The organism is Variovorax sp. FW305-3-2-15-B-LB1 (genome assembly GCF_058787635.1).
The window spans coordinates 23504-30384 of record NZ_JBYSZY010000070.1 but is presented as its reverse complement, the minus strand read 5'-3'; the positions used below and the strand labels follow the sequence as shown (position 1 = coordinate 30384).

At 66.2% G+C, this 6881-nt stretch carries 7 protein-coding genes, 1 pseudogene and 1 riboswitch; of the genes and pseudogenes, 5 read left to right on the top strand and 3 right to left on the bottom strand.

The window, feature by feature from the left end; all coding sequences use genetic code 11:
* Nucleotides 1–791 (top strand): annotated as a pseudogene (locus AC3WQR_RS28390) (hypothetical protein); the annotation flags it as partial.
* Nucleotides 792–876: 85 nt separating this feature from the next.
* Here AC3WQR_RS28390 and AC3WQR_RS28385 read toward each other — a convergent pair.
* A complete protein-coding gene (locus tag AC3WQR_RS28385; protein ID WP_492745242.1) occupies nucleotides 877–1137 on the bottom strand; it encodes a hypothetical protein in 261 nt (86 codons plus the stop codon).
* Nucleotides 1138–1203: 66 nt separating this feature from the next.
* The gene (locus AC3WQR_RS28380; protein WP_492745239.1) at nucleotides 1204–1614 is read right to left on the bottom strand and encodes a hypothetical protein; all 411 of its coding nucleotides are present in this window, start codon (nucleotides 1612–1614) and stop codon (nucleotides 1204–1206) included.
* Nucleotides 1615–1781: 167 nt separating this feature from the next.
* On the opposite strand from AC3WQR_RS28380, the gene AC3WQR_RS28375 reads away from it, so the two are divergent.
* The 4 genes from AC3WQR_RS28375 (at nucleotide 1782) to AC3WQR_RS28360 (ending at nucleotide 5501) form a co-directional block, all read left to right on the top strand.
* Nucleotides 1782–2213, top strand: coding sequence for a YchJ family protein (locus AC3WQR_RS28375; RefSeq protein ID WP_095746929.1), 432 nt, complete (start codon nucleotides 1782–1784; stop codon nucleotides 2211–2213).
* Between the two features lie 27 nt (nucleotides 2214–2240).
* A riboswitch (TPP riboswitch) is annotated at nucleotides 2241–2346 on the top strand.
* 92 nt (nucleotides 2347–2438) lie between these two features.
* Nucleotides 2439–4322 (top strand): phosphomethylpyrimidine synthase ThiC, encoded by a 1884-nt coding sequence (gene thiC, locus AC3WQR_RS28370; protein ID WP_492745236.1) that lies wholly within the window; start codon nucleotides 2439–2441, stop codon nucleotides 4320–4322.
* An 82-nt stretch (nucleotides 4323–4404) separates the two neighbouring features.
* On the top strand, nucleotides 4405–5097 hold the full coding sequence (locus AC3WQR_RS28365) for an HAD family hydrolase (protein WP_307584285.1): 693 nt from the start codon (nucleotides 4405–4407) through the stop codon (nucleotides 5095–5097).
* 77 nt (nucleotides 5098–5174) lie between these two features.
* Nucleotides 5175–5501, top strand: coding sequence for a thioredoxin family protein (locus AC3WQR_RS28360; RefSeq protein WP_492745232.1), 327 nt, complete (start codon nucleotides 5175–5177; stop codon nucleotides 5499–5501).
* 278 nt (nucleotides 5502–5779) lie between these two features.
* On the opposite strand, the gene AC3WQR_RS28355 is transcribed toward AC3WQR_RS28360, so the two are convergent.
* Nucleotides 5780–6820 carry an AraC family transcriptional regulator gene (locus tag AC3WQR_RS28355; RefSeq protein WP_095746925.1) on the bottom strand — a complete coding sequence of 347 codons (1041 nt, stop codon included), beginning with the start codon at nucleotides 6818–6820 and terminating at the stop codon, nucleotides 5780–5782.
* Nucleotides 6821–6881: the final 61 nt, after the last annotated feature.

Below are 6881 nucleotides of genomic sequence, written 5' to 3'. Positions count from 1 at the left end.
GCGGGGGCCTGCCTTTGCTGCCAGTGGCACCTCCGCCCTCAAGCGGGGGCAATCCACCAGCGCCACCTCCTGCTCCACCTGTCTCTCCGCCCGCTCCGGAGGCGCCCACTGCCGCCGCGTGCACCAACGAAGCAGATTTCCGTGAGGGAACCGTTCTGGAAGCGGAGTTCAATCGGAACCTGATCCTCGAGCCAGCGCTGGGTGCCGACAAGGTTTACTACAAGCTCGAGGGACGTCAGCCATTCGCTGGTGTGACGCCAATCGCCATCACGTCCAAATCAGATGGACTCATCGTTGAGCGGGTTGCGTTCAGCGATACCGAGTTCACGGACTTGATCGATGGAAACGTCGTGTATTACGGCCGCCGCTTCACCTACAGCGACTCTTCCGGCTCCAGGACCGACACCATCGTTTACGACCCGCCCCTCACGCGTCCCTTGAACATGAAGAAGGACGAGGTGGTCACTCGGAAATACCGGATGAAGGCGGTTTCCGTTTTCACGCCGAAAGGTGGTGTACCCGCTGCGCCAGACCCCGAGCAGATCTACGATCTGACGACAGAATTTACCTACGGTGGAAGGCATACGCTCTCGACGTTGCTCGGCACCTACGAGACCTGCATGCTTTACGAAAATACGAAGGCTACGACGCCGAGCAAGTCTTACGATCGGCGGCTCAAGTTCGAGATTCCAGCGGAAGGCCCACTTCGCGGCCAAGCAGTAGGCAGGCAATCCCTGAGCGGATTCTCATGGCAGGATTACCCGGTCAAGATGACGTACACCCCAAAGTAGCAGACAGGGAGCGCCGCACGAGCGCTTGAGGGAGTCTCAAAGCTAAAGGCCCCTTTCGGGCCGAAAGCGCCCCCTCGGCAGCCCCTCACCCAATGCCATGCTGCCGTAGCACCTCAGCTTCATCGCCAGCGATCCACCCGAACACTTTCGCGCTGGCGCCTTCAAGCCGCACCAGATAGACATTGGTGAAGTCGATCACCTTCTGCGCGCCATCGACCTTGTAGATCGCTCGCCATTCCACGCGGGCGAATCCGTGGAGTTCGTCGATCGCCGAGACGTCGAGCTTGCGCACGCTCATCCGTTGCACGCCAGTCTCGCGGTAGTGCTTGAAACCCTGCGCGGACACTTTCCTGAGTTCGTCGTCGTTCTTGCTGATGAAAGGCCACTCATGGCTGGTTGCAGGCAGACAAACCTATTGCGCGTGGACTCTAAATCCCAAGTAGAGAAAAAACGCCACAACCGCCCCGACGATGGCAAGCCCAATCGACCACGGAATGTCCATGTCACTGCGCTCGCGGCGCGAGACGCCATCCATACGGGTCAGCATCGTGCGTCGCTGGTCCGGCGTGTTAATGAGGAACTTGACGACGCCTGCAATGCCGCAAAGCGCAACGGCACCCCCGATGATCATCAATCCCGAGACTTCCATATTGAACGTGATGGGAAATGCACCATCGGCGGCTGCGACAAAGGGTTCGCGTCCCCTTCGCGTGACAACGATTTGTCCGGCGCGCCATGCATTAAATCCGTGCAGAAAGGCGAAGACTCCCAAGGAGAGGGTCGCAGCGAGCAGGAAGAACAGCTTGAGGAATCGCAAAAGCATGCTTTGGTGTTCAGCTTGAAGGAACGAAACGCCGGACGACTGTAGCGACACAAGCCGTTGGCGCAAGAGGCCTCGGCGCCTTTAGCCCCGGCAGGTCCTCGCAAAGCGGGCATGCCCGGAAGCCCCCTTCAGCCCCCGCCGCGCCAAGTGTTCCAATAGAGCCCTTCATGAGCGCCACCGACCCCACTCCCGGCCCCTGCCCCTGCGGCCGCACCGACCGTCGCGACAAGCCCATCGGCTACGCCCTGTGCTGTGGGCGCTACCTCGACGATTTCGAGAACACGCCGGCGCCCGACGCCGAATCTCTGATGCGTTCGCGCTACTCGGCCTTCGTGCTGGCGCGTGCCGACTACCTGCTCGCCACCTGGCATGCGTCGAAGCGGCCGGCGTCGGTCGAGTTCGAGCCGGGCGTCAAATGGCTGGGGCTGGACATCCGCTCGCGCTCGGTGCTCGATGCCGACCACGCCGAGGTCGAGTTCGTCGCCCGCCAGCGCGGCGCGACGGGCGTGGCGTTCCGCCTGCACGAGCGCAGCCGCTTCGTGCGCGAGGACGAGCGCTGGTTCTACGTCGACGGAGACCTGCACCAGCCCCCGGGTTGACGGCGGCGGGCTTCGGCCCGCACAATCGGCCCCGCTCCGGGGTGCACGCATGTGGCGTGCTGAGATGGCAAAGCTGCCGACCCGCGAACTTGATCCGGGTCATACCGGCGTAAGAAGAGCTGCACTCCCTGACTTCGGTCCGTCACTCCCTTTTTCGGTGGCGGGCCTCCCGAGGTCCACGAGCGATTGCGGAGCACCCTTTCCCTCAACAAGGAGTGCCTCCCGATGAATGCCCCCGACAAGTTCACCTCGCTGCTGTCGCTGACGCGCGAACCCTTTCCCGCCTCGCACAAGTGCGTCATTCCGGGCAGCCGGCCCGACCTGTTCGTGCCCGTGCGCGACGTGGCGCTGACCAACGGCGAAACCGTCTCCCTGTACGACACCTCGGGCCCCTACACCGACCCGAAGGTCGAGATCGACGTGCGCCGCGGCCTGCCCGACGTGCGCAGCGCCTGGGTCATCGAGCGCGGCGACACCGAAAGCTACGAAGGCCGCACGCACCACGCGCTGGACGACGGCGCCAAGAACGAAGACCGCGACGCGCAGCGCCTGGCCGAGCTGCGCGCCGGTGCCTCGGCGCTGCAGCGCACGCCGCGCCGCGCCAAGTCGGGCGCCAACGTCACGCAGATGCACTACGCGCGCCGCGGCATCGTCACGCCCGAGATGGAATACGTGGCCCTGCGCGAGAACGGCAAGCGCGAGTGGATGGCCGAGTACCTGGCCAACGAGGAGCGCGCCAAGCGCGTGGCGGGCAACCCGATGGGCGCGAGCATTCCGCGCATCATCACGCCCGAGTTCGTGCGCGACGAAGTGGCCCGTGGCCGCGCGATCATTCCCGCGAACATCAACCACCCCGAGGTCGAGCCGATGGCCATCGGGCGCAACTTCAAGGTGAAGATCAACGCCAACATCGGCAACTCGGCCGTCACCTCGAGCATCGAGGAAGAGGTCGAGAAGCTGGTGTGGGCCATCCGCTGGGGCGCCGACAACGTCATGGACCTGTCGACCGGCAAGAACATCCACACCACGCGCGACTGGATCGTGCGCAACTCGCCGGTGCCCATCGGCACGGTGCCGATCTACCAGGCGCTCGAAAAGGTGGGCGGCGTGGCCGAAGACCTCACCTGGGAGATCTACCGCGACACGCTCATCGAGCAGGCGGAGCAGGGCGTCGACTACTTCACCATCCACGCCGGCCTGCGCCTGCCGTTCATCCACCTCACGGCGGACCGCATGACGGGCATCGTGTCGCGCGGCGGCTCGATCATGGCCAAGTGGTGCATCGCGCACCACAAGGAGAGCTTCCTCTACACGCACTTCGAGGACATCTGCGACATCATGAAGGCCTACGACGTGAGCTTCTCGCTCGGCGACGGCCTGCGCCCCGGCAGCGGTGCCGATGCGAACGACGAGGCCCAGTTTGCCGAGCTGCGCACGCTGGGCGAACTCACGCAGATCGCCTGGAAGCACGACGTGCAGACCATGATCGAAGGCCCGGGCCACGTGCCGATGCACATGATCCAGGCCAACATGGACGAGCAGATCAAGCACTGCCACGAGGCGCCGTTCTACACGCTCGGCCCGCTGACCATCGACATCGCACCGGGCTACGACCACATCTCCAGCGCCATCGGCGCCGCGATGATCGGCTGGGCCGGCACGGCGATGCTCTGCTACGTGACGCCCAAGGAGCACCTGGGCCTGCCCGACCGCGACGACGTGAAGCAGGGGATCATTGCCTACAAGATCGCCGCGCACGCCGCTGACGTGGCCAAGGGCCACCCGGGTGCGCGCTCGCGCGACGACGCGCTGAGCAAGGCGCGCTTCGAGTTCCGCTGGCAAGACCAGTTCAACCTGGGCCTGGACCCCGACACGGCGCGCGAATTCCATGACGAGACGCTGCCGAAAGATTCGAGCAAGGTGGCGCACTTCTGCTCGATGTGCGGCCCCAAGTTCTGCTCGATGAAGATCACGCAGGAAGTGCGCGAGTACGCCGCAAAGAAGGGCGTGGCGGAGCGCGAGGCCGTGGCCGAGGGCATGGAAGAGAAGTCGAAAGAATTCATGGCCGGCGGCGGCGAGATCTACATTCCGATCCGCCCCGTGGTCTGAGATGGCTCGATAGCCTGAGTCTCCCCGTGCGGAAAGGGGGCGTTGCTACCATGGGGCCAGACCCCTGAACTCCTGCCTCGCAATGACCCCTTTCCCCTTTTCCGCCGTTCTCTTCGATTGCGACGGCGTGCTCGTCGATTCCGAACCCATCACCAACCGCGTGCTCGCCGACATGCTCGGCGAGCTCGGCTGGCAGCTCACGGCCGAGGAATCGATGAACATCTTCACCGGCAAGGCCGTGAAGGACGAGACGGCGCTCATCGAGGCCAAGACAGGCTTCAAGATCACCGACGACTGGCTGCGCGGCTTCCGCGCCCGTCGCAACGAGGCGCTGGACCGCGACCTCGTCGCCATTCCCCATGCGCCCGCCGCCATCCGCGAGATCCACGCGCGGCTCAAGGGTCGCATCGCCTGCGCCTCGGGCGCCGACCGCCACAAGGTCGAGCTGCAGCTGGCCAAGGTCGGTCTGCTCGACTGCTTCGAGGGCCGCATCTTCAGCGGCCACGAGATGCCGCGTTCCAAGCCGCATCCCGATGTGTACCTGGCCGCGGCGGAAGCGCTCGGTGTCGATCCGACGCGCTGCGCGGTGGTCGAAGACACGGTCACCGGCGCGATGGCCGGCGTGGCCGCGGGCGCCACGGTGTTCGGCTACAGCACGGGCGAGTCGGGCCACAGCGGCCCGGGCGCGCTGCGCGCCGCGGGCGCCGTGGCCGTGTTCAGCGACATGACCGGGCTGCCCGCATTGCTGGCCGGCTACGGCCTGCAGGCGGCCTGAGTTTCTGGTGCAATGACGCCCGTCAGCGTGCGTCGCCTTCACGCGCTCCTTCCCACGAATTCGCAAGGACCCTGCCCATGACCTCCGAGTACCAGACCGAGCAACCCGACCGCAGCGAGATCGACGCGCTCCAGGGCCCGGCCGTGGTGGAGTTCGGCACCAACTGGTGCGGCATCTGCAAGGCCGCGCAGCCGAACATTGCCGAGGCCTTTGCCAAGTACCCGAACGTGCGCCGCATCAAGGTGGAAGACGGCAGCGGCCGCCCGCTGGGGCGTTCGTTCAACGTGCGGCTGTGGCCCACGCTGGTGTTCCTGCGCGACGGGCAACAGGTCGCGAAGCTGGTGCGGCCGGAAGACAGCCAGTCGATCACCGATGCGCTGGCGTTGATCGATTCGCCGGCCTGAGTTTCGTTGTTCAGGGCGACGCTCCCGCCGACGGGGAGCCTTGCTCCGCGAATGTCCTCCGTCCTTCGGGCTCCCCCTTGATTTCGCTGCGCAAGGCACCCCATCGACGTGAGCGTGGGGCAGTGCGGTCGTTGATCGACCTGCACCACGACCGCGCTCGGTGTGCGCAGGACACTGGGTGCTTCCCGCAGCGAAATCAAGGAGGAGGGGCGAAGCCCCGGGGGACATTCGCGGAGGGAAGTACCCGGTGGCCTGTGCACGCGCCCTGAACAAGTGCCCTACAACCCCAGCTGCCGAAAATCCCGAGGCGCGTGCCCCGTCCACTGCAGGAACGCACGCGAAAAGCTCTTCTCGTTGCGAAAGCCCACTGCCAGCGCCACCTGCTTGATCGGCCGCGTGGTCCGGCGCAGCTGCTCCACCGCCAGCTCGTGCCGCACCTCGTTCTTCAGCACCTGCAGCGAGGTGCCTTCCTCATGCAGCTGCCGGTGCAGCGTGCGCCCCGACACATTCAGCAGCCCTGCCAGTGCCTCGGCAGTGGTCGCCTCGCCGGCGCGCGCGCGCAGCAGTTCGCGCACGCGCTGCCCCAGCAGGCGGTCGCGGCGGTACTGCAGCACCGTGAGCGGCAGGGCGCGCTTGAGCATGGTGCGCAGCGCGCGTTCGTCGCGCAGCAGCGGCAGCGCGAGGTAGCGCTCGTCGAAGCTGATGCTGGCCTGCGGCGCGTCGAAGTGCACGTCGGGTGTGAACATCAGCGGGTAGGCGTCGCGGTGCGGCGGCGCCGCGAACGGAAAGGTGGCCTGGCGCAGCGAGATGCGCGAGTCGATGGCCCAGCACACGTAGCCGTGCATGAAGCGCAGGCTGGTCACCAGGCAGAACTCGCGGAACGCCGGGTCGAGCGGGCGGTTCTCGGTGATGCGCAGCGTGGCCACGCCGCCGGTCACTTCCAGCGCGAGCGTGATGTCCTCGGTCAGCAGGCGGTGGTGGCGGCACCAGCGCTTCATGGCCACGCCCAGGTCGGGCGAGGTGAGCGAGGCGCGGCACAGCATGCCGTAGCTGCCCCAGGGCAGGCGGCGCGAGAACCAGCCCAGCGCCTCGTCGTCCAGCTCCTGCATCGCGTGGCCCGACAGCGCCTCGAACTGCGCGGCCGTCACCCGCGCACCCGGGCGGGCCAGTTCGCGCGGCGCGATCTGTGCCGCCTGCAGGGCCTGCGCCGGGTCCTTGCCGTAGCGGGCATACCCTTGCACGATGGCTCGCACGAAGGCCATCGGCGTGACGGCGCGGGCGGGTCGCAGGAAGGCGGGGGACGACGTGGTGGAGGGCATCGGTCGTGGCGCAATTTGCAACCATTGTGGCGCCAATTGCGGCGCCACGAGGCGTAAGCTG